This is a genomic window from Nitrogeniibacter mangrovi (genome assembly GCF_010983895.1).
In the GTDB taxonomy this organism is placed as follows: Bacteria; Pseudomonadota; Gammaproteobacteria; order Burkholderiales; family Rhodocyclaceae; genus Nitrogeniibacter; species Nitrogeniibacter mangrovi.
On record NZ_CP048836.1, the window covers coordinates 3,871,907 to 3,893,494 of the forward strand.

Below are 21,588 nucleotides of genomic sequence, written 5' to 3' on the forward strand. Positions count from 1 at the left end.
GTGCGTCAGCCCGTGCGCCGCTCGACGGCCAGTCGCGCGGCGCGGCGGCGCAGACCGAACAGGGCCGCCAACACGGCCAGCCCCAGCATGCCCGCGATCTCCAGCTCCAGCGCCCGGCCCAGCGCCCGGGGGTAGTCCTGCCCCTGCGCCAGTGACCAGGCGAACAAGCCACCGAACAGCGCCGGCCCCAGCCCGAGCGCGGCCTGCTGCACGGTCGAGAGCATCGCGCTGGCCGCGCCGGCGTCGGCCGCCGGCACTTCGCCCAGGCTGATGCGGTAGAAGGCGCTCACGATCAGGGCCTGGCCGGCGCCGATGAAGACACTCGCCGGCGCGATGGTCCACGGATCGAGCTGCGACCACTGGGCGCCGATGCTGTGGATCAGGCCGAACAGGCCCGGCACCTGGAGGGCGAAGCCGAGCAGCAGCATCGCCACCGTGCCCAGCCAGCGCGTCACCCGCGCGCTCATCAGCGCCATCAGGAAGTAGGCCGCCCCGAGCATCACGAAGGCCTGCCCCGACTGGGCGGAACTCAGGCCGGCCCCGGCCTGCAGGGTCAGGGCCACCACGAACATGAAACCGCTCCAGCTGGCGAAGAACACCAGCGCCAGGAGCAGACCGAAGCGCATCGACGCGAGCGCCATCACCGGCGGCGGCAGCAGCGGCCAGCGCTGGCGCTGCTCGGTACGCCACAGCCCCCCCGCCAGCGGCACGACGGCCACCAGCATGCCCAGGCTCCAGGCGGGCCAGTGCAGCAACGGCCCCAGCGACATCGCCACCAGCAGGCACAGGATCAGCAACGCCAGCAGGCCGGTGCCGCGCAGGTCGAAGCCGGGTGCGTGGGCGCTGCGGGTCTCGGGCACGAAGCGCCGGGTCGACAGCAGGATCGAGAGGCACACCGGCAGGTTGATGAGGAAGATGCTGCGCCAGCCCAGCCCGGCCACGTCCCAGGACACCAGCTGACCGCCCAGCACCTGGCCGATGATGAAGGCGATACCGCCCACCGCCCCATAGGCGCCGATGGCCTTGGAATGGGCCGGCCCCCGCAGGCACACATGCAGGCTGGCGAGGATCTGCGGCACCGCCAGGGCCGCGCCCACGCCCTGCAGGGCGCGCGCGGCCAGCAGCATCGGCACGCTCCCCGCCAGGCCGCACAGCAGGGACGCCAGGCCGAACAGGCCGACGCCCCACAGGTACACCCGCCGGCGCCCGAGCCGGTCACCGAGCCGCCCCCCCAACGCGAGGCAGACGGCGAAGGCGACGCCATAGACCGCCACCACCAGCTCCAGCTCGGTATGGCTGGCGCCCAGGGTGCGGCTGAGGGACTCGAGGGCCACATTGATGATCGAGAAATCCACCAGGGGCAGCAGCTGCCCCGCCAGCAGGATGAGGATGCCGGGGAGCCCGAGGGTCTGCCGGGCGGGATCGGAGTGCATGGTCGGGTCCTTGCCAAAACCGGATGATGATGGCAGTCTGGGCCTTGATTTACCCTGGTACAAGTTGCCGTTTATCCTGGTATAAAAACCACCTGCCGGAACCCGCCATGGACCTCGATACCGCCAACGGACAACGCAACAAGGCGCTGGGCGCCTTCCTGCGCACCCGCCGCGAGCATCTGGACCCCGCGCGCCTGGGCCTGCCCCAGATCGGCCGGCGCCGCACCCCGGGGCTGCGTCGTGAGGAAGTGGCCCAGCTGGCCGACGTCAGCACCACCTGGTACACCTGGCTGGAACAGGGCCGCGACGTCAAACCCTCCCCCCGGGCCCTCGAGGCCATCGCCCAGGCCCTGCAATGCACGGCGGCCGAGCGCCACCACCTGTTCCAGCTGGCCGGCCAGCCCGAACCGCGCCAGCCCAAACCGGTGTGCCAGCGCCTGTCGGCCGCCCACCAGCAGCTGCTCGATCAGCTCGCCCCCTGCCGGCGCTGGTGCAGAACGCCCGCTTCGACATCGTCGGCTTCAACCGCGCCTTCTGCGATCTGGTCCAGGTCGACCTGGACGCCGTCCCGCCCGACGACCGCAACTGCATCTATCTGGCGCTCGCCAACGCCCGCTGGCGCGACAGCCTCGCCGACTGGGACGAAGTGCTGCCGCGCATGGTCGGGCTGTTCCGCGCGAGCATGACGCCGTACATGGACGATCCGCAGTGGCAGGCGCATCTGGACAAGTTCACGGCCGCATCGGCGGATTTCGCCCGCCTGTGGGAACGGCACGACGTGGAATGCGCCAGCAACCAGATCAAGCACTTCCGCCATCCGGCCGCCGGGGTGTTCGCGCTCCAGCAGGTCAACTGGTGGTCGGCGCCGCGCGATGGCGACAGACTGGTCGTGTACCTGCCGGTGGACGCGGCCGGCCACGAGGCGCTGACCACCATCGCCGCGACGCGCTGACGGCCTTCCATCCACAGGACTCAAAAATCGCCGGCGCTTGCCGTATACTGATCGACTTTCCGAGGAGCGCTGCGAGGTCGCCGGTCCCACCCGACCGCCCCCCAGGCTCGGAAACCGCGCGACGCGGTGAGAATCAACGGCGCTCACGACATCAACCCGTGCCGGGCACGGGAGGTGCGTGAGACGAAGTGACTCCACCTCCCCCCGGTCATAGCAAGGAGTTCTTCATGAACGCTGTGACTGACTTTTCCGACTACGTCGTCGCCGACATCAAGCTGGCCGCCTTCGGCCGCCGCGAAATCGCCATCGCCGAAACCGAGATGCCGGGCCTGATGGCGATCCGCGAGGAATTCGCCAGGACCCAACCGCTCAAGGGCGCGCGCATCACCGGCTCGCTGCACATGACCATCCAGACCGCCGTGCTCATCGAGACGCTGGTGGCGCTGGGCGCCGAAGTGCGCTGGGCCTCGTGCAACATCTTCTCCACCCAGGACCATGCCGCCGCCGCCATCGCCGCCGAGGGCATCCCGGTGTTCGCCGTCAAGGGCGAGTCGCTGGCCGACTACTGGGACTACACCCATCGCATCTTCGAATGGGCCGATGGCGGTTATTCCAACATGATCCTCGACGACGGCGGCGACGCGACCCTGCTGCTGCACCTGGGCGCCCGCGCCGAGCAGGACATCAGCGTCATCGCCAAGCCGACCAGCGAGGAAGAGACCTGCCTGTTCGCCGCCATCCGTGCCAAGCTGGCCACCGATCCGAGCTGGTACTCCACCCGCCTGGCACAGATCAAGGGCGTGACCGAGGAGACCACCACCGGCGTGCACCGCCTCTACCAGATGCACCAGCGCGGCGAGCTCAAGTTCCCGGCCATCAACGTGAACGACTCGGTCACCAAGTCCAAGTTCGACAACCTGTACGGCTGCCGCGAGTCGCTGGTGGACGGCATCAAGCGCGCCACCGACGTGATGATCGCCGGCAAGGTGGCCGTGGTGTGCGGCTACGGTGACGTGGGCAAGGGCTCGGCCCAGGCCCTGCGCGCCCTGTCGGCCCAGGTGTGGATCACCGAGATCGACCCGATCTGTGCGCTGCAGGCGGCCATGGAAGGCTACCGCGTGGTGACCATGGAAGAGGCCGCCCCGCTGGCGGACATCTTCGTCACCACCACCGGCAACTTCCACGTCATCACCCATGACCACATGGCCGCCATGAAGGATCAGGCCATCGTGTGCAACATCGGTCACTTCGACAACGAGATCGACGTCGCCTCCCTGGAGCAGTACCAGTGGGAGGAGATCAAGCCGCAGGTCGATCACGTGATCTTCCCGGACGGCAAACGGATCATCCTGCTGGCCAAGGGCCGGCTGGTGAACCTGGGCTGCGCCACCGGCCACCCGAGCTACGTCATGAGCTCCTCCTTCGCCAACCAGACCATCGCCCAGATCGAGCTGTACACGCGCACGGCAGAGTATCCTGTAGGGGTGTACACCCTGCCCAAGCATCTGGACGAGAAGGTCGCCCGGCTGCAGCTCAGGAAGCTCAACGTGACCCTCACGGAATTGACCGACGAGCAGGCAGCCTATATTGGTGTACCGAAACAAGGGCCGTACAAGCCGGATCACTACCGTTACTGACCGGCACCGGCCTGTCCCGCCGACGTATCCCGACGGGGTGCGTCGGCCCCAACTGATCGGGAGCGCCCATGCCAAACGTCCGGGTGCGCCACACGCGGCCGGAAGACATTCCGGCGTTGATCGCGTTGCAGGCGCGCGTGTATCCGAACATTCCGCCCTGGAGCCGGCGCAAGCTGGCCGAACAGCTCGATGTGTTTCCGCAGGGGCAGATCGTCGCCGAGACCGGTGACGGTCTGATCGGCTGCGCCAGCGCACTGATCGTGAGCTGGGACGAGTGGGCCGAGTCGCACACCTGGAAGGAGATCACCGGCGCCGGTACCTTCGAGAACCACACCCCCGAGGGCAAGACCCTCTACGGTGCCGAGGTGTTCGTCGCGCCCGAGGCGCGCGGCCTGGGCATCGGCCACCAGCTCTACGAGGGGCGCCGCACCCTGTGCCGGGCCATGAACCTCAAGCGCATCATCGCCTGCGGCCGTCTGCCGGGTTACCACGAGCAAGCCGCGGAGATGACGCCGGAGTTCTACGTCCAGCAGGTGGTGTGCGGTGATCTGCACGACCCGGTGCTGAGCTTCCAGCTGCACGAAGGCTTCCATTACAGCGGTCTGGTCGAGGACTACCTGCCCGAGGACACCGAGTCCTGCGGCTACGCCTCGATCATCGTCTGGCTCAACCCGGACTACGATCCCGATCGGCCCACCGTCATTCCGGAGACCATCCTATGATTGTCCGAATCGCCGCCGTCCAGTACCTGTTGCGCCAGATTCACGACTGGTCGGGCTTCGAGAACCAGGTGCGCTTCATCATGAAGGCCGCCGGCGACTACCACCCGCAGTTCGTGGTCTTGCCCGAGATCTTCACCAGCCAGCTGCTGTCCTTCATGGACACCTCGGACGTGCGCCAGGCGGTGCGCAACCTGCACGACTACACCCGTCGCTACCAGGAGCTGATGCAGGAGCTGGCGGCGCAGTGGAACGTGCACCTGATCGGCGGCAGCCACCCTTATGTGCACGAGGACGGCCGCCTGCTCAACACCGCCTTCTACTTCACCCCCACGGGGGAGATCCACGAGCAGGACAAGATCCACCGCACCCGCTGGGAGCGCGAGAAGTGGGACACCGACGCGGGCGACCAGCTGCGCCTGTTCGAGACCCCCTTCGGCAAGATCGCCATCCTCATCTGCTACGACATCGAGTTTCCCGAACTGGCGCGCATGGTGTGCGAAGCGGGCGCCGACATCCTCTTCGTGCCCTCGTGCACCGACGACCGCCAGGGTTTCCTGCGGGTGCGCTACTGCTGCCACGCCCGCGCCATCGAGAACCAGGTGTTCGTGGTGCACACCAGCACCGTGGGCAACCTGCCGGTCGAGGGGCTCGGACTGCACTACGGCCAGGCGGCCATCATCACACCGTCGGACTTTCCCTTCGCGCGCGACGGCATCGCCGCCGAGGGCACCCCCAACATCGAGCAGATCGTCGTCGCCGAGGTGGACCTGGCCGACCTCGAAGGCAACCGCCTCAACGGCACCACCATTCCGCTCTACGACAAGCGCAAGGATGTGTACGAGCATCCCGTCGAAGTGATCAAGGTCGGGTGAGCGCGCGGTGTCGATGAAATCCTTCCATCGCCGCTCGGCGAAGCCGCCGCCGGTGCATCAGGCGCACGTGTCCGAAAGCGTCGACCGCGGTGGCCTGTTCCGCATCGACAGCCTGCTGGTCGAGCGCGGCTACGCCCCTTCGCGCACCGCCGCCCAGCGCATGATCGCCGACGGCCGGGTGCGCGCCGACGGCGAGCCGGTGCGCAAGGCCTCGCTGGAAGTGGCGAACAATGTCGCGCTCGAGGTCGAGGCCTCGGACGACGACCGCTACGTCTCCCGCGGTGGCCTCAAGCTCGCCGGCGCGCTCAAGCACACCGGGCTCGACGTCACCGACATGAGCTGCCTCGACGTGGGCCAGTCCACCGGCGGCTTCACCGACTGCCTGCTGCAGGCCGGCGCCACCCATGTGACCGGCATCGAGGTGGGCCACGACCAGTTGCATGCGCGCCTGCGCAACGACCCGCGGGTGCGCTGCCGCGAGGGCATCAACGCGCGCACGCTCGACGCGCAGGACGTGGGCGAGACCCGCCCCGAGGCCGGCTTCGACCTCATCGTGTGCGACGCCAGCTTCATCTCGCTCACCCTGCTCATGCCCCGCTGGCCGGCCCTGCTGGCACCGCTCGGGCACGTCATCGCCCTGGTCAAGCCGCAGTTCGAGGTCGGCCCCGGGGGCTTGAGCAAGGGCGGCATCGTCACCGATCCGGCCCGCTACGCCGAGGTGGAACGTAAAATCAGGGCCTGCGCCGGGACGGCCGGGCTCGAGGTGCGCGACTACTTCGACAGCCCCATCACCGGGGGTGACGGCAACCGCGAATTCTTCATCCATGCCGTCCGGGCGGATCGCCCGGGGCACGACCACAAGACCCCATGACCCAAACGACCCATTTCTCGATCGAATTCTTCCCGCCGCAGACCGACGCCGGCGTCGAAAAGCTGCGCGCCACCCGGGCCCAGCTCGCCCAGCTGCGCCCGGACTTCTTCTCCGTCACCTACGGCGCCGGCGGTTCCACCCAGGAGCGCACCTTCGACACCGTGTTCGAGATCCAGCACGAAGGGCTGGAAGCGGCGCCGCACCTGTCCTGCATCGGCTCGACCCGCGAGAGCATCCGCGCCATCCTCAAGCGCTATCAGGACAAGGGCATCCGCCGCATCGTCGCCCTGCGCGGCGACCTGCCCTCCGGGGTGGTGGACCCGGGCGAGCTGCGCTACGCCAACGAGCTGGTGGAGTTCATCCGCGCCGAGACCGGCAACTGGTTCACCATCGAGGTGGCGGCCTACCCGGAATACCATCCCCAGGCGCGCTCGCCCCAGTCCGACCTGGCAGCGTTCAAGCGCAAGGTGGACGCCGGCGCCGACTCGGCCATCACCCAGTACTTCTACAACGTGGATGCCTACCTGCACTTTCGCGACGAATGCGAGGCCCTGGGCATCGCCGTCCCCATCGTGCCCGGCATCATGCCCATCGTCAGCTTCTCCAAGCTGGCGCGCTTTTCGGATGCCTGCGGCGCCGAGATCCCGCGCTGGATGCGGCGCAAGTTCGAGTCCTTCGGCGACGACACCGATTCGGTGAAGGCCTTCGGCCTCGACGTGGTCACCGATCTGGCCGCGCGCCTCATCGAGGAAGGCGCGCCCGGCCTGCATTTCTACTGCATGAACCAGGCCGGGCCGACCTCGACCATCGTGGAGCGCCTGGGGCTGTCCTGAGTCCGCCGCTGCCTGGCGGACTCAGACGGTGCCTTTTCGCAACCAGCCCAGGAGCTTCTCGAACAGGGCCTCGGGCTCGAACGGCTTGGCGAGGAAGTCGTCCATCCCGGCTGCCCGGCAGCGCGCCCGATCGTCGGCGAAGGCATTGGCCGTCATCGCGATGATCGGCACCCGGGACCCATCGGCGCGCAGCCGGCGGGTCGCCTCGAGGCCGTCCATCCGCGGCATCTGGATGTCCATCAGGATCACGTCATAAGCCGTCTGCGCGGCCAATTCGAGCGCCTGGACACCGTCCTCGACCGTATCCACCACCAGCCCGGCCTCCTCGACGATGGCCTGCGCGATTTCCCGGTTGAAGGGCTCGTCGTCGACCACAAGGACGTGCCGGCCGGCAAAATCGTGCCGCAACCGGGCCTCGGCCGGGTCGGCGCATGGCGCGGCCTCGACGGGCGCCGCCGCGTCGCGGCGCAGGCGCGCGGTGAACCAGAAGGTGCTGCCCACCCCGACAGCACTGTCCGCGCCCGCATCGCCCCCCATCAGTTGCGCGATCTTGCGGGTGATCGCCAGCCCGAGGCCGGTGCCGCCGTGGGTCCGGGTCGAGGTGGCGTCGGCCTGCTCGAAGGGATTGAACAGGCGCGGCAACACCTCCGCGGACACGCCGATGCCGGTGTCCTCGACCTCGAACCGGATCAGGGCCTCGGTGTCGTCGGACGCGAGACACCGCACCCGCAGGGTGACGGTGCCGGTCTCGGTGAACTTGACCGCGTTGGCCGCATAATTGAGCAGCGCCTGCTGCAGCCGGGTGGTATCGCCCACCAGGCCCGACGGCATCGGCCCGATGTCGGTGCACACGCGCAGGCGCTTGGCCTCCAGGCGATCGTGCAGCAGCGAGCGCACATTGGCGACGAGTGCGCCGAGATCCACCGGCTGTTCGTCGAGGACGAGCTTGTCGGCCTCGATCTTCGACAACTCGAGCACCGCGTTGATGAGGCCGAGCAGGTGATCGCTGGCAATCTTGAGCTTGCCCATCTGCGCTTCCTGCCGGGCGTTGAGACCACCGCGCCGGATCAGGTGGGCCATGCCGAGAATCCCGTTCAGGGGGGTGCGGATCTCGTGGCTCATGTTCGCCAGAAACGCGCTCTTGGCCCGGTTCGCCGCCTCCGCCGCCTCCTTGGCGGCCGCCAGTTGCCGGGTCCGCTCGGTCACCTGGTGCTCGAGATGCTCCTGATACTCGACGAGCGCCTGCTCGGCGCGCTTGCGCCGGATCAGGCCGGCGAGGATGTCGGCCACGGCGTGGACGAATTCCTCCAGCACCGGATCGCGGGCGAAGCCGGGCGGCAGGTAGAGTACGAGCACGCCGAGCACCGCATCGTTGGACTTGAGCGGCATGCTGTAGTGGCCATGATCGGCCATGCCGGGGAAGCGGATGTCATGGTGCGCGTCGACGCAGTCGGCGTACTGCAAGGTGCCGCTGGCGAAGGCCCGCCCGCACAGGCAGACACCCCGCGCCACCTGGGCGCAGGCCTCGCGGATGGGGGCATCCAGATTGTGCGCCGCGACCAGACGGAGCCCATCGTCGTCCGGGTCCACCACGAAGATGCCCCCCTTGGGCAGCATCGACAGCCAGGACAACTGGAACAAACGCTCCAGGAAGGTGGCGAGCAGGGTGTCGAGCGGTCGCTGCGTCGTGCTCAACTCGAGCAACGCGCGCAGGGTCTTCTGCAGTTCGGCGTCGCGCCGGATACGCAGTTCCGTGGCCTGACGTTCGGTGATATCCCGGGTCAGGCAGTAGGCGCGCGGCTCGCCGTCCACGACGGTGGGCAGGGTGCTCACCTCCACCGGACAGACGCTGCCATCCTTGCGCCGGTGCCGGGTCTCGAACTGCACCCGCTCACCGCGCGCGAATACCCGGTCCACGAACGGTTTCACCTCCTCGGGCGAATACTGGGCGTTCCACCGGGACACATGCATCCCCATCATTTCGTCGTGGGTGTAGCCGAGCATGTCGCAGAACAGATCGCTCACCTCGACGACGAAGCCCTGGCGATCGAGGATGCACATGCCGTCGCTGGTGTTGCGCAGCCAGGCGATGTTCTGTTCCGCCTCACGACGCATGGCGCGGGCGGAGGCGACGCGCTGCGCCGCCAGGCGCCGGGACATGATCACGCCCAGACACATCAGCGCCAGAGTCAGGCCGGTCAGCGTGGCGGTCACGAAATGCGTCGCACGGCGGGAGGCTTCACCCAGCGCACGTGAAAACGCATCCTCGAGGGGCGTGAACGTGGCATTGAGCGCCAACAGCTGGTGCACGAAGGTCCGTGCCTCCGCCTCGTCGAGTTCGCCCCCCGCGATACGGGCGTGCAGGCGCTCTCCGAGACGCACCAGGGCCTCGATTTTTGCATCGCCCTCGGTCCACGCGGCCAGCGGCTGCGCCATCAGGGGCGTACGCCCGAACAACCGGAACATCCGGATCATGCCGGGCACGTCCGCCGGATCGCCGCCGGCGGCGAGGAAGCCGGCGCGCGCTTCCGCCAGGTCCGGCGGATCCGCGAGCAGGGCCCGGCGTGCCCGGGCGTCGCCCAGCGGCACCGCGATCGCCTCGAGGAAGCCCCGGTAGTCGGCTTCGTCCCCGGTCTCGACATAGCCCGTCAGATGGATGAGCGCCTGCTTCTGCCCCTTGGACCACTGGCTCTCCGCATTGACGAAGGCCCGCACCGCCGACATCAGATCCAGACTGAGCAGCATCGTGCCCAGCAGGATGGCCACGATCAGGACGAACGGCCAGATCGTCTCCAGCAGGAGTCGATTGACCGAAGCGCGCTGTTCTGGCGTTGATTTCATGGCACAAACTGAAAGGACGACCCCGACACGATGCCGCATTCGCGCGATATGTCCTTTGACATAGGTCACGGGTCAGCCGAAGCCGGGCGCGCCCGGCTCGGGCTCACGCCGCCGCCAAGGCCTGGTCGACGTCGTCGAGCAGATCGTCCAGGTCTTCCAGCCCCGCGGAGAGGCGCACCAGGCCCTCGCTGATCATGTGTGCGCGGCGCTCCTCGGGTGTGTAGAAGGAGTGGGTCATGCTGGCCGGATGCTGGGCCAGGGTTTCCGCGTCGCCCAGGCTCACCGCCCGGGTGACGAGCCCGAGCGCGTTCATGAAGCGGCGCCCGGCCTCGATGCCGCCGCGCAGCTCGAAGGCCAGCATGCCGCCGGGCAGCTTCATCTGCCGCCGCGCCAGATCACGCTGGGGGCAATCCGCCAGCCCCGGGTAATGCACCACCGCCACCTTGTCATGCGCGGCGAGCCGCTCGGCGATGCCCTGGGCGTTCTCCGAGTGCCGGTGCATGCGCAGGGCCAGGGTCTTGAGGCCTCGCAGGACGAGGAAGGCGTCCTGCGCCGACATCACGGCGCCGGTCATGTCCTTGAGGCCGGCGAAGCGCACCTCGTCGAGCGCCGCCTTGGGGCCGACCACGGCCCCGGCGACCAGATCGCCATGGCCGCCCAGGTACTTGGTGGCCGAATGCACCACGAAGTCCGCGCCCAGCTCGAGCGGGCGCTGCAGATAGGGGGTGCAGTAGGTGTTGTCCGCCACCACCCGGGCATCGTGCCGGCGCGCCACCGCGGCAATGGCGGCGATGTCCACCAGGCGCATGTTGGGGTTGGCCGGGGTCTCGAAATACACCACCCGGGTGCGTGGGCCGATGGCCTGCGCCAGCTGCGCCGGGTCGGTCATGTCCACATGGGTCACGCGCACGCCGAAGCGGGCCAGGCCGTGATTGAGGAAGCCGAAGGTGCAGCCGTAGAGCGTCTTGTCGGCGATGATCTCGTCGCCCGGCTGCAGCAGGGTCCACAGCAGCGAAGTGATCGCCCCCATGCCGGACGCGGTGACCAGCGCCGCCTCACCGCCTTCGAGGCTGGCGATGCGCTGTTCGAGCAGGTCGGTGGTCGGGTTGCCGACCCGCGAATACACGTAGCCGGCCTGCTCGCCGGCGAAGCGCGCCGCGCCGTCCTCCACCGTCGGGAAGGTGTAGGTGGCGCTCAGATACACCGGCGGGTTCAGGGCACCGGGGCCGGCGTAGGGGTCGTAGGCATGATGGATGGCCCGGGTGGAAAACCCCCGCGGGCGAGACACTGGGTCGGACACGACAGAAAACCTCCTCGATCTCCGTTCGGCGAAATGTGAAAACAACCATCCACCATTCGGATAAACTTGCAAAGACCCAGTCTCACACGCCAACAATCGACGGGTAAACAAAACAATTTACGGATTGGATCTGAACAAATGGCCCTCGACCGAATCGACGTCGCGCTTCTGGCCCTCCTGCAGAACGATGCGCGGCGTGCCAACAAGCAGCTGGCGGCCGACGTCGGCCTCGCCCCCTCGAGCGTGCACGAGCGGCTCAAGCGGCTGTGGGCCATGGGGGTGCTCACCGGCATCCACGCCGAGGTCGATCCGGCGGCCATGGGTATCGGCCTCGAAGCCCTGCTGATGATCGAGCTGGCCAAGCACGAACGCGCGCTGGTGGACCGCTTCCTCGACGAGATCGTGGAGATTCCCGAGGTGCGCACCGCCCAGCTGATCACCGGGCGCTACGACCTGATCGTGCACGTGGTGGCGCGCGACACCCGGCACCTGAAGGATCTGGCGCTCGACCGCTTCACCAGTCACCCGGGGGTCACCCGGATCGAGACCTCGATCATCTACGAGACCCGCGCCCGGCACGAGCTGCCGATGCTGGCCCGCGACGCCGACGCCACCGCCTGACACGGCGGCCTTCGCATCCGGCCGGAAGCTGCACTACCCTCCAAGGAGGTGACCGCCATTCTGCGCTCACCGAACCACGCGGCCGCCGGCGGCGTGACCCGGACGGAGATCGCCCATGGACCTCGACACCCTCAGGGCGCAGGCCACCGCGCACCTGATCCTGCACACCCCCGCGCTCGAGCGCGGTGCGGCACAACTGGTGGACGAATGCCTGGCCAGCGCCCGCAAGGCCTTCCACACCGATTTCATCCGCCAGCTCGGCCCCCAGGCCTGGGCCGAGATCACCCTCATCTACTTCAAGCACTTCGTCGACACCGGCGTGGACGTCCCGGTGGGCGACATGTTCGCCGCCGTCATCCGCGACTCGATCCACATCCGCCGCATGGACATGCTCACGCTCGCACTGGCCCAGCACAAGCAGGCGGCCGCGGCGCAGGCGCACAAGCCCACGCTGAGCGTCGTCAAGGATGACCAGGTCGCTGGACCTTGAGGTCGGCGGTACGGCCGATGTAAACATTCGCGCCCCGGGACGGTCTGAGTGAACAGACCCTCCCGAGACCCGCGCATGCTGATTCGCCACCGACCCGACATTCTTCCCTCCGAGATCACCCCGCGCGCGCGGTTCGAGTCCAGGCGCCGCTTCCTCGCCCAGGGCGCCACCCTGGCCGCCGGGGCGAGCCTCGGCCTGCGCGCCCGCGCCGCCAACGCACCCGACACCACGCCCCTGGCACCGCTCGAACCGAGCCCCTGGTCCACGCAGGAGGCCCTGACACCGCTGTCCAAGGTGCTCAGCTACAACAACTTCTACGAGTTCGGCTCCTCCAAGGGCGACCCGTCGCTGTACGCGTTCCGGCTGCCCATCCGGCCGTGGACGATCACCCTCGACGGGCTGGTGCACAAGCCGAAGACGCTGGACATCGACCAGCTCCTCAAGCTCGCCCCGCTCGAAGAGCGCATCTACCGGCTGCGCTGCGTGGAGGCCTGGTCCATGGTCGTCCCCTGGGTGGGTTACTCGCTGTCCGCCCTGCTCAAACAGGTGGAGCCGCTCGGCTCGGCCCGCTATGTGCGCTTCGAGAGCTACTACGATCCGGAGGTCATCCACCCGCACTTCTTCGGGTTTCTCAAGTTTCCCTACATCGAGGGGCTGCGCCTGGACGAGGCCATGCATCCGCTCGCGCTGCTCGGCCTTGGCCTCTACGGCGAAACCCTGCCGCGCCAGAACGGGGCGCCGGTGCGGGTGGTGGTGCCGTGGAAGTACGGCTTCAAGAGCGCCAAGTCCATCGTCCGCATCAGCTTCGTCGAGGATCAGCCGCTCACCAGCTGGCCCCGGGCCGAGCACAACGACTACGGCTTCTACGCCAACGTCAATCCCCACGTGGACCATCCGCACTGGAGTCAGGCGAAGGAGCGGCGCATCGGCGAGTTCTTCAAGCGCGACACGCTGATGTTCAACGGCTACGGGGACGCGGTCGCGTCGCTGTACGCAGGCATGGATCTGCGGCGCGCTTTCTGAACGACCGTTCGTCAGGCGCCCGCCCCCGATTTTTGACAATGGACACGACTGACCTATAGTGAAATCGTGGCGATGTTGCACCGCAGCATCGCTCCACGGGAGGCGGCACACAGAAAGGCCGTCAAGGGACCGGAGTCGCACTCGTGTCACCTCAACCGGGAGAACGCCATGGATACCCAACTGGTCGCCTATCTCATGCATGCCGCCGTGAAGATCACGGGGCTGCCGGACATTCCCGACGACGCGCTGCCGCAGTTCGTCGCCCTGCCGGCCCAGCAGCTGCAGGCCGAGGCCTGCGAGGAACGCATGCCCAGCTGTCGCGGCATCGTCGCCCTGTTCGACATGGAGCGCAATCGCGTCCTCTATCGCGACGATCTCGACCTGGACAACCCCTCCGACAACTCCTTCATCGTCCACGAGCTGGTGCATGTGCTGCAGTATCACCAGGCCGGCAACGCCATCTACGCCGACTGCCCGGCGCTGATCCGCACCGAGCGCGCGGCCTACGCGGCGCAGAACACCTATCTGAGCCACCAGGGCCAGCTGCTGCGCGTCGGACGCATCATGCGGTTCGCCCGCTGTGCGCCGGAGCCCACCGCGGCGGCGGCGGCGCATGCGCCCGAGCCGCATTGACGGCGCCGATGAGCACCCGGCCGCCGCAGATCGTCGATCACGCGCTGGAACTGTTCGCACCGCTCGGCGCGCTGCGGGTGAAGCGCATGTTCGGCGGCTGGGGGTTTTACGCGGACGGCCTGTTCTTCGCCCTCGTCGCCCGCGACACCCTCTACCTGAAAGCGGACGCGCAAAGCAAAGCCGGCTTCATCGAAGCCGGCTGTACCGCATTCATCTACGAGCGGGAGGGCAAACCCGTTGCGCTGGGCTACTGGAGTGCGCCCGAGGCCGCACTCGACAGCCCCACCGCGATGGCGCCCTGGGCACGCATGGCGATCGACTGCGCCTTGCGCCATCGCACACCGCGGCGGCCACCGGCGCGCCGCGGGTGAATCGGGCTTATTGCTCTTCGAGCGTGCGCGCGTCGATGTAGGCCTTGATCGCCCACACCGCTTCCTGGGTGAACACGCTTTCGTAGCCCGGCATGGTCACCCGGCCTTCGCTGTTCTTCTTGCCGTTGAGGACGACGTCCTTGAAGTACTCGTCGGTGTCCTTCAGACAGGAGGCCTTGCTGTCGCCGGCCATGCCCAGGCAGTCGGTATCCAGCGCCAGCAGGTCCGGCGCCATGCCGCCGGAGACGGCGTTGAGGCCGTGACAGGCGGCGCAGTTGTGCTTGTAGCCCTCGGCGCCGATCTCGACCGCCTTGGCATTGCCGCGATACGGGTCGGCGTCGAGCCAGGTGTCGCCGAGCGCCTTGAGACCGGTGGTGTCCACCGGATGGGGCGTGACGTCGCCGTGCGCCATGGCGCCGGCGGCAAACAGGCCCAGCGCGAGGCTGACGGCGAAGGTGCGCAGACGAAGGCCATGTCCGATCATTGGAAGATGCATGGGGAGGGTCTCCTGAAACTGGGGTATCGCGGACGATCGGCGGCGCGGCTCGCGGATCGTCGCTGTCGGGAAGAAATCGCCACGCAAGGCGGGCCAGTGTAGCAGGCCCGCCCGAATGCTGCTCTGCAGCGCCGGCTCAGGACATGCCGTGGCGCTTGAGCCATGCGGTGAAATCGGCGCCGGCGGCACCGCCCTGCAATCGTTCCACGTTGAGCAGCAGGTTCTCGACCATGGTGTGCGCCGCGATGGCCGTCATGATCTCGAGCCGGGCCTCGACGTCGAGCCCATGCGCCGAGAGCGCGGCGTTCACTTCGCAGAAATGGTTGGCCATCAGCTGCCGTGCGTCCTGTTCGTCGATCGACAGCAGGCCGAAATCGAGCGGATCTTCGCGCTCGATGTCTTCCATGAGGGTTTCAACGCTCTGTGGGGTCATGAGGCGGCTCCTTGGTCGGTGGCTCCGAACCCCCGGTCTTGACGCAACATCCGCCGTCGCCGACCGGTGGCTTGAACCATTGGACCACGCCAAACCGGAAAGATCCCGCCCGCGCGCCGGGCGGCCACGCTCAGCGCTTGGCGCGCGCCATCACCGTGACCCCGCCGATCACCAGCGCCGCGCCGGCCAGCTGCGCCAGCCCGAGCGGCTCGTTCAGCAGCACCGCCCCCGCCGCGAGCGTGATGATGGGCCCGAAGCTGCCGACCAGGGCCACCGGGCCGGCGCCGATGCGGCGGATCGCCTCGGCCAGGCACCACACCGGCAGCACCAGACACAGGATGCCCATGGCCAGCGCATACAGGTGCACCACCAGCGGCTGGTCCAGATGCCCGATCGGACGCAACACGAAGAACTGGCCGATGGCGAGCACGCCGGCGACGATGGAGCCGCCCGCCGACACCCGCGAGGTCCCGAGCCGCCCCACCACCTGCCCGTTGCCCATCAGGTACAGCGCGTAGGACACCGCCGAACCGAACACCAGCAGGCTGCCGAGCATCACCGCGCCGCTGTCGCTCACCGCCTTGAAGTCGTGCACCACCGCCACGCTCACGCCGGTGTAGCACAGCACCAGCGCCACGCCGGTGCGCCGGGTGATCGGCTTGCCGAGGAAGAGCGCGGAGAGCACCACCACGATGGTCGGGTAGATGAACAGGATCACCCGCTCGAGCCCGGCGCTGATGTGATCCAGGCCGAGGAAATCGAGATAGCTGGCCAGGTAGTAGCCGAACACCCCCAGCGCCGCCAGTTGCAGGTAATCGCGCCGGCTCAGCGGCGCCTTGCCGTTAGCCGCGGTCGCCCGGGCGCGCCAGCCCATGACCGCGAACACCGGCAGGCTGTAGGCCATGCGCAGGGCCAGCAGGGTCTCGGCATCGACGCCGTAGCGATACGACAGCTTGACGAAGATGGCCTTGAAGGAAAAGCCCACCGCGGCGAGCAGGGCGAACACCAGCCCCGCCACCGAGGGGGCGGCGGGATGGTCGAGGGCGGGGGCGGCGATACCGGACTGGGACATGGGCGCATTAAGCCATCGGGGACGCGCCCGCACAATTGCTATGATGCGAGCACAGTGTTCGTTAATTTCGAAAGCTCATGCGATACGACCTGACCGACCTGAAGCTGTTCGTCGCCGTGGCGGATGCCGGCAACCTGTCGCGCGGTGCGGCCGGCTGCCATCTGGCACCGTCCTCCGCCAGCCATCGCATCGCCCGCCTGGAAGAGGCGTTCGGCACGCCCATGCTGATTCGCGAGGCGCGCGGGGTGCGCCTCACGGCGGCCGGCGAAGTGCTGCGCGACGGCGCCCGCCACACCCTCGCCCGGCTCGAGCAGCTGCATGCCGATCTGGCTCCCTTCGCCAGCGGCGTGCGCGGCCAGGTTTCGGTGTGGGCGAACACCAACGCCACCAACATCTTCCTGCCCGAGGATCTGGCCGACTATCTGCACGACCACCCCCATGTGCGCGTCACCCTCAAGGAGGCCGCCAGCCCCGACATCGTCCACGCGGTGGCGCAGGGCGAAGCGCAGATCGGCGTGGTGGCCAGCGACGTGAGCACCGGCGCGCTGCAGGTGGCGCCCTACCGCCACGACCGGCTGGTGCTGGTGGTACCGCCGGGCGATGCGCTCGGCTCGCGCGCCCGGGTGCGCTTCGCCGAGGTGGTGAACGCGCCCTTCGTCGCCCTGCATGCCGGTACCGGCATCCACACCTTTCTGATGAACAAGGCCACCGAGCTGGGCCATCACCTGGACGTGCGCATCCAGGTGCACGGTTTCGACGCGGTGATCGGCATGGTCGCGGCCGGCGTCGGCTACGCCCTGGTGCCGCACTCGAGCGTGCAGCGCTCGCGCCGCCCGCACCAGGTGGTCACCCTGGCGCTGGAGGACGACTGGGCCCGGCGCGACCTGCGCCTGCTGGTGCGCGACGCGGCCACCCTGAACGCCCATGCCCGCGCCCTGTTCGAACGCCTGAGCCGGGGCGTGGCGCATCACTCCGCGTCGCGGTAGGCCGCCGGCACGAAGCGCGGCGTGCACACCGCGAGAAAGACGAGATCGGTCGCGCCGGCATTACGGATGCGCTGACGCAGGCCGGGGGCGATGTGCACCGTGTCGCCGGCACCCACCGGCTGCGGCGGCTGCGTGCCCACTTCGACCACGCCCTCGCCCTGCTCGATCAGGTAGCGCTCGACGATGCCGTCGAGCACATGCCAGCGGGTGGTCACCCCGACCGGCACCCGCGCCCTCGCCACCGACACCAGCGGATCGGCCTCGGTGTTGAGCAGCTCGGTGATGAAGCAGCCTTCCTCGAAGAAGTATTCGTCGCCCATGGCCTCAGCGTACTCCGCCCCAGCGCCCGGCGAGGGCGTCGCACTCGGCCAGGCTCACCGTCTCGGCGAGCGCGCCGGCCTCCCACGCGCGCATGGCCGGCAGGGCGAGCATGGCGTCCCGATAGGCCGCCGCCGCGGGCGGCAGCGGCACGTTGTAGGTGTGAAAGCGCCACACCACCGGCGCGAACATGGCATCGGCGATGGAAAATCCGCCGAACAGGCCGTCGTCGCCGGCACCGAACTGCGCGCGGCACTCACACCAGATCTGCACCACCCGATCCACATCGGCCTGCACCTCGGGCGCCAGCGGCGCACCCTGCAGGCGCAGCTTGATGTTCATGGGCATGGCCCCGCGCAGGGCACCGAAGCCGGCATGCATCTCGGCGGACACGCTGCGCGCCCGCGCCCGGGCCAACGCATCGGCCGGCCACAGCCCCGGGTGGCGCTCGGCCAGGGTCTCGGCGATGGCCAGCGTCTCCCACACGGGAAAACCGTCCACATGCAGGCACGGCACCAGCCCATTGGGCGAGTAGGCCCGATGGCTGTCGTTCGGCCCGATCCCGCTCACCTGGACCTGCCGGGCCTCGAAGGGAATGCCGAAATGGGTCATCAGCAACCACGCCCGCAAGGACCAGGACGAGTAGTTCATGTTGCCGAAGTAAAGGGTGTAGGCCATGACATCGCCGCTCCGTCGGAACACACGCTGTCATCATAGTCGGCGCAACGGCGGACGGCATCGCGGCGCCGTTGCGCGGCCGGTCCGGCGCGGTCAGGGCAGGGGGCGGATCACCGTGAGCGCGCCGCGGATCTCGCCCAGCTGGTAGCCGGTGGCCCGGTCCTGCGGGTAATTGCGCGCCAGCGCCGCCTTCAGGTCCGCCGGCAGGCTGGCCGCCTCGCCATGGCAGTTGAGGCACACCTGGGCCACCGGCAGCGCCTTCATGTAGCGGTAGGCCTGGCGGCCATCGGGGCGGGTGACGATCTCGCCCGCCTCGATCGCGCCGGGTTGCTCGCCGGCGGCGGCGCGCAGGTTGAACTCGGCCAGCTGGCGGGCTTCCCACACGTCGGGGGTGCCACGCTCGGGGTTGCGGGTCTTGAGGCTCACGCGGCGGATCTGCCAGCCAAGGGCGGCGGCGCGCTCCTTCATGAGGGCGGGCGCCTTCTCCCTGCATACGGGAATCGCGCCGGCCGCGCCTTCGGCCTTGACCGTGCTGCGCATCATCGCCACCACCTTGGGCAGCACCGGCACGACCTGCTGGCGGGTCTGGCTCATGAGGGGATCGCCGTTCTGGGCGAGCGCGCCGCCGGCCACGATCAGGCCGGCACAGAGGGCTGCAGTGCGCATGCGTCTCTCCATTAGTAAAAACTAATATTTTAGACGCCGCCCATGCCCGACACATGAAAAAGGCAGGCCGGAGGCCTGCCTTTCGGGTGCGACACGATGTCGCACGGGTGACCGTGGCGCCGACAGGTCGCGCTCAGCGCTTGCTGCCGCCAAGGATGGAGCCGAGCACCCCACGGATGATGGCGCGCCCGACCTGGGTCCCGATGCTGCGTGCGGCGCTCTTGGCGGCCGACTCGATGATGCTGTCGGAGCGGCGCGAGCGCGTGCCACCCCCGAGCATGCCGCCGAGGATGCCCCCCAGGCCGCCGAGCAGGCCGCCGCCATCGTCCGCCGGTGGCGCGTCGGCCGGCGGGGCCTCGGCCGCCTGGCCGAAACCGGCCTGGATCTTCTCGAAGGCCGATTCGCGGTCGAGCGTCTTCTCGTAGTGTCCGTAGAGCAGCGAGCCCTTGATGCACCGGTCGCGTTCCGCATCGGTCATCGGCCCCATGCGCGAGCCCGGCGCCACCACCATGCAGCGCTCGACGATATTGGGCCGCCCCTTCTCGTCGAGGAAGGAGATCAGCGCCTCGCCCACGCCCAGCTCGGTGATCGCCTCGACCGCGTCGAACCGGGGATTGGCGCGCATGGTCTCGGCCGCCGTTTTGACCGCCTTCTGGTCGCGCGGCGTGAACGCGCGCAGGGCGTGCTGCACCCGGTTGCCGAGCTGGCCAAGCACGGTGTCGGGCACGTCGAGCGGGTTCTGGGTGACGAAGTACACCCCCACGCCCTTGGAGCGGATCAGGCGCACCACCTGCTCCACCTTCTCCAGCAGCGCCTCGGGCGCGTCCTTGAACAGCAGATGGGCCTCGTCGAAGAAGAACACCATCTTGGGTTTGTCCGGATCGCCCACCTCGGGCAGCTGTTCGAACAGCTCGGCGAGCAGCCACAGCAGGAAGGTCGAGTACAGCTTGGGGTTGTTGTAGAGCTTGTCGGCGGCGAGGATGTTCACCACCCCCCGGCCCGAGGCATCGGTCTGCATCAGGTCCGAGATGTCGAGCATGGGCTCGCCGAAGAACCGGTCACCGCCCTGTTCCTCCAGCGTGAGCAGGCCGCGCTGGATGGCGCCGATGGAGGCCGCGGAGACATTGCCGTAGCGGGTCTTGATCTCCTTGGCGTGATCGCCCACGAACTGGACCATGGCGCGCAGGTCCTTGAGGTCGAGCAGCAGCAGGCCGTCGTCGTCGGCCACGCGGAACACGATCTGCAGCACCCCGCTCTGGGTGTCGTTCAGATTGAGCAGCCGCGACAGCAGCACCGGCCCCATGTCGGAGATGGTGGCGCGCACCGGATGGCCGGCCTCGCCGAACACGTCCCAGAACACGGTCGGGCTCCGGCGCGGCGCGAAGGCGTCGATGCCGATGGCGTTGAGCCGCTTCATGAGTTTTTCCGACGCGGCGCCCTCGACCCCCACGCCCGACAGATCGCCTTTGACGTCGGCCAGGAACACCGGCACGCCGATGCCCGAGAACGACTCGGCGAGCTTCTGCAGGGTGACGGTCTTGCCGGTGCCGGTGGCACCGGTGATGAGCCCGTGGCGATTGGCCAGACGCGGCAGCAGGGCGATGTCGCGGCCTTCGGAACGGGCGATGACGAGCGGTTCGGTCATGATCGGATTCCTGCGATCGGAGTCGGCGAAGGGCTTAATGTATCAGGCGCGAGGCGTCACTTCCGGCACCCCGCCTCGCAACGGTCGTAGGCCGACACGCAGGCGTCGGAGCGGCCGCAGCGGAACAGCGTGTCGCCACAGGCATGCACACACTGGTCCCAGCCCGGATTGCTCGGCGCCATGTGCATGGGCCGGGCGGGGCACTGGCTCAGTTCGAAGCCGCGCCGGGGCCCGGGCAGCTGCTGCCACTGCGCGGGCGAGAACACCAGTTCCGACTGCAGTTTCGCGACATCGTCCGGCGCCCCGAGCAGCCCGGAACGCTGCAGGGTGGTCAGGCCCCAGCAGTCGGCCTCGCGGGCGGTGTCCTCCGTGCGCGCCTGCCCGGCCAGGCCCAGGTTGTGGCGGGCGCACTCGTGGGCATACATGAAGGCCCGCGCCGCGTCGGAGATCGCCGGCAAGGCGCGCGGGTTGTAGAGGATGACCGACCGACCGTGCTCCATCACCGTGGTCACCACCTCGGGCAGATTCTCGTCCACCCGGCTCGGCACCGGGCGCCCGGCGGCGTCGGTACAGCCGCGGAAGGTGAGGTCCTGCGCAGCGGCCAGCGAGGGCATGAGCGCGACAAGACAGACGGTCAGGGCAAGACGCAGGACGGACATGAAACACCTCGCAATTCGGCTGGCATGCAAACAGGG

The 21,588-nt window shown here is 68.5% G+C and carries 23 protein-coding genes, 1 pseudogene and 1 riboswitch; of the genes and pseudogenes, 13 read left to right on the forward strand and 11 right to left on the reverse strand.

The genetic code is table 11. The features are described 5' to 3' along the window. Nucleotides 1-5 precede the first annotated feature (5 nt). Entirely contained in the window at nt 6-1,433 is a 1,428-nt protein-coding gene (locus G3580_RS17845; RefSeq protein ID WP_173767794.1) for an MFS transporter, read from the reverse strand. Nucleotides 1,434-1,540: 107 nt separating this feature from the next. On the opposite strand from G3580_RS17845, the pseudogene G3580_RS20475 reads away from it, so the two are divergent. The 7 genes and pseudogenes from G3580_RS20475 to metF all read left to right on the forward strand — a co-directional run. Continuing rightward, nucleotides 1,541-1,756, forward strand: a pseudogene (locus tag G3580_RS20475) (helix-turn-helix domain-containing protein); the annotation flags it as partial. A gap of 167 nt (nt 1,757-1,923) precedes the next feature. Next, nucleotides 1,924-2,385 carry an MmyB family transcriptional regulator gene (locus tag G3580_RS20175; protein WP_267313316.1) on the forward strand — a complete coding sequence of 154 codons (462 nt, stop codon included), beginning with the start codon at nt 1,924-1,926 and terminating at the stop codon, nt 2,383-2,385. A 55-nt stretch (nt 2,386-2,440) separates the two neighbouring features. Next, nucleotides 2,441-2,537: riboswitch (S-adenosyl-L-homocysteine riboswitch) on the forward strand. Nucleotides 2,538-2,612: 75 nt separating this feature from the next. After that, on the forward strand, nt 2,613-4,022 hold the full coding sequence (gene ahcY, locus G3580_RS17855) for an adenosylhomocysteinase (protein WP_173767795.1): 1,410 nt from the start codon (nt 2,613-2,615) through the stop codon (nt 4,020-4,022). A 68-nt stretch (nt 4,023-4,090) separates the two neighbouring features. Continuing rightward, complete coding sequence (locus tag G3580_RS17860; protein ID WP_173767798.1) at nt 4,091-4,744, forward strand: GNAT family N-acetyltransferase; 654 nt, start codon at nt 4,091-4,093, stop codon at nt 4,742-4,744. Next, nucleotides 4,741-5,616 (forward strand): carbon-nitrogen hydrolase family protein, encoded by an 876-nt coding sequence (locus tag G3580_RS17865; protein ID WP_173767800.1) that lies wholly within the window; start codon nt 4,741-4,743, stop codon nt 5,614-5,616. The genes G3580_RS17860 and G3580_RS17865 overlap by 4 nt, the downstream gene beginning before the upstream one ends. 13 nt (nt 5,617-5,629) lie before the next feature. Next, nucleotides 5,630-6,487 carry a TlyA family RNA methyltransferase gene (locus G3580_RS17870; RefSeq protein ID WP_173767802.1) on the forward strand — a complete coding sequence of 286 codons (858 nt, stop codon included), beginning with the start codon at nt 5,630-5,632 and terminating at the stop codon, nt 6,485-6,487. Continuing rightward, nucleotides 6,484-7,320, forward strand: coding sequence for a methylenetetrahydrofolate reductase [NAD(P)H] (metF, locus tag G3580_RS17875; protein ID WP_173767804.1), 837 nt, complete (start codon nt 6,484-6,486; stop codon nt 7,318-7,320). Before G3580_RS17870 ends, metF begins: the two co-directional genes overlap by 4 nt. A 21-nt stretch (nt 7,321-7,341) precedes the next feature. Here metF and G3580_RS17880 read toward each other — a convergent pair whose 3' ends face one another. Together G3580_RS17880 and G3580_RS17885 are read right to left on the reverse strand one after the other, a co-directional pair. Beyond that, on the reverse strand, nt 7,342-10,161 hold the full coding sequence (locus tag G3580_RS17880) for a response regulator (RefSeq protein WP_173767806.1): 2,820 nt from the start codon (nt 10,159-10,161) through the stop codon (nt 7,342-7,344). Between the two features lie 103 nt (nt 10,162-10,264). Beyond that, a complete protein-coding gene (locus tag G3580_RS17885) occupies nt 10,265-11,461 on the reverse strand; it encodes a methionine gamma-lyase (RefSeq protein ID WP_173767808.1) in 1,197 nt (398 codons plus the stop codon). A 138-nt stretch (nt 11,462-11,599) separates the two neighbouring features. On the opposite strand from G3580_RS17885, the gene G3580_RS17890 reads away from it, so the two are divergent. From G3580_RS17890 to G3580_RS17910, 5 genes are all read left to right on the forward strand, one after another. Continuing rightward, entirely contained in the window at nt 11,600-12,082 is a 483-nt protein-coding gene (locus tag G3580_RS17890) for an Lrp/AsnC family transcriptional regulator (RefSeq protein WP_173767810.1), read from the forward strand. 115 nt (nt 12,083-12,197) lie between these two features. Next, on the forward strand, nt 12,198-12,572 hold the full coding sequence (locus G3580_RS17895; protein ID WP_173767812.1) for a hypothetical protein: 375 nt from the start codon (nt 12,198-12,200) through the stop codon (nt 12,570-12,572). 75 nt (nt 12,573-12,647) lie between these two features. After that, entirely contained in the window at nt 12,648-13,595 is a 948-nt protein-coding gene (gene msrP, locus G3580_RS17900) for a protein-methionine-sulfoxide reductase catalytic subunit MsrP (RefSeq protein ID WP_173767814.1), read from the forward strand. A gap of 168 nt (nt 13,596-13,763) precedes the next feature. Further along, nucleotides 13,764-14,228: a hypothetical protein gene (locus G3580_RS17905; RefSeq protein ID WP_173767816.1), complete on the forward strand. Its 465-nt coding sequence runs from the start codon at nt 13,764-13,766 to the stop codon at nt 14,226-14,228. An 8-nt stretch (nt 14,229-14,236) separates the two neighbouring features. After that, nucleotides 14,237-14,599 (forward strand): TfoX/Sxy family protein, encoded by a 363-nt coding sequence (locus G3580_RS17910; RefSeq protein WP_173767818.1) that lies wholly within the window; start codon nt 14,237-14,239, stop codon nt 14,597-14,599. Between the two features lie 7 nt (nt 14,600-14,606). On the opposite strand, the gene pedF is transcribed toward G3580_RS17910, so the two are convergent. From pedF to G3580_RS17925, 3 genes are all read right to left on the reverse strand, one after another. Then, nucleotides 14,607-15,095 (reverse strand): cytochrome c-550 PedF, encoded by a 489-nt coding sequence (pedF, locus tag G3580_RS17915; protein WP_228720710.1) that lies wholly within the window; start codon nt 15,093-15,095, stop codon nt 14,607-14,609. Between the two features lie 136 nt (nt 15,096-15,231). Continuing rightward, on the reverse strand, nt 15,232-15,528 hold the full coding sequence (locus G3580_RS17920) for a hypothetical protein (protein ID WP_173767820.1): 297 nt from the start codon (nt 15,526-15,528) through the stop codon (nt 15,232-15,234). Nucleotides 15,529-15,658: 130 nt separating this feature from the next. Continuing rightward, nucleotides 15,659-16,600, reverse strand: coding sequence for a DMT family transporter (locus G3580_RS17925; protein WP_173767822.1), 942 nt, complete (start codon nt 16,598-16,600; stop codon nt 15,659-15,661). Between the two features lie 77 nt (nt 16,601-16,677). Here G3580_RS17925 and G3580_RS17930 point away from each other — a divergent pair, with 77 nt between their 5' ends. After that, nucleotides 16,678-17,586, forward strand: a complete 909-nt coding sequence (locus G3580_RS17930) for a LysR family transcriptional regulator (RefSeq protein ID WP_173767824.1) — start codon at nt 16,678-16,680, stop codon at nt 17,584-17,586. On the opposite strand, the gene G3580_RS17935 is transcribed toward G3580_RS17930, so the two are convergent. The 5 genes from G3580_RS17935 to G3580_RS17955 form a co-directional block, all read right to left on the reverse strand. After that, a complete protein-coding gene (locus G3580_RS17935) occupies nt 17,568-17,906 on the reverse strand; it encodes a cupin domain-containing protein (RefSeq protein ID WP_173767826.1) in 339 nt (112 codons plus the stop codon). The two genes, G3580_RS17930 and G3580_RS17935, sit on opposite strands and share 19 nt — an antisense overlap. A 4-nt stretch (nt 17,907-17,910) precedes the next feature. Next, nucleotides 17,911-18,582, reverse strand: coding sequence for a glutathione S-transferase family protein (locus G3580_RS17940; protein WP_173767828.1), 672 nt, complete (start codon nt 18,580-18,582; stop codon nt 17,911-17,913). Nucleotides 18,583-18,675: 93 nt separating this feature from the next. Further along, nucleotides 18,676-19,248 (reverse strand): Tll0287-like domain-containing protein, encoded by a 573-nt coding sequence (locus tag G3580_RS17945; protein WP_217424537.1) that lies wholly within the window; start codon nt 19,246-19,248, stop codon nt 18,676-18,678. 133 nt (nt 19,249-19,381) lie between these two features. Further along, nucleotides 19,382-20,893, reverse strand: coding sequence for a helicase HerA-like domain-containing protein (locus tag G3580_RS17950; RefSeq protein WP_173767832.1), 1,512 nt, complete (start codon nt 20,891-20,893; stop codon nt 19,382-19,384). Between the two features lie 56 nt (nt 20,894-20,949). After that, a complete protein-coding gene (locus tag G3580_RS17955; protein ID WP_173767834.1) occupies nt 20,950-21,552 on the reverse strand; it encodes a hypothetical protein in 603 nt (200 codons plus the stop codon). Nucleotides 21,553-21,588 lie beyond the last annotated feature (36 nt).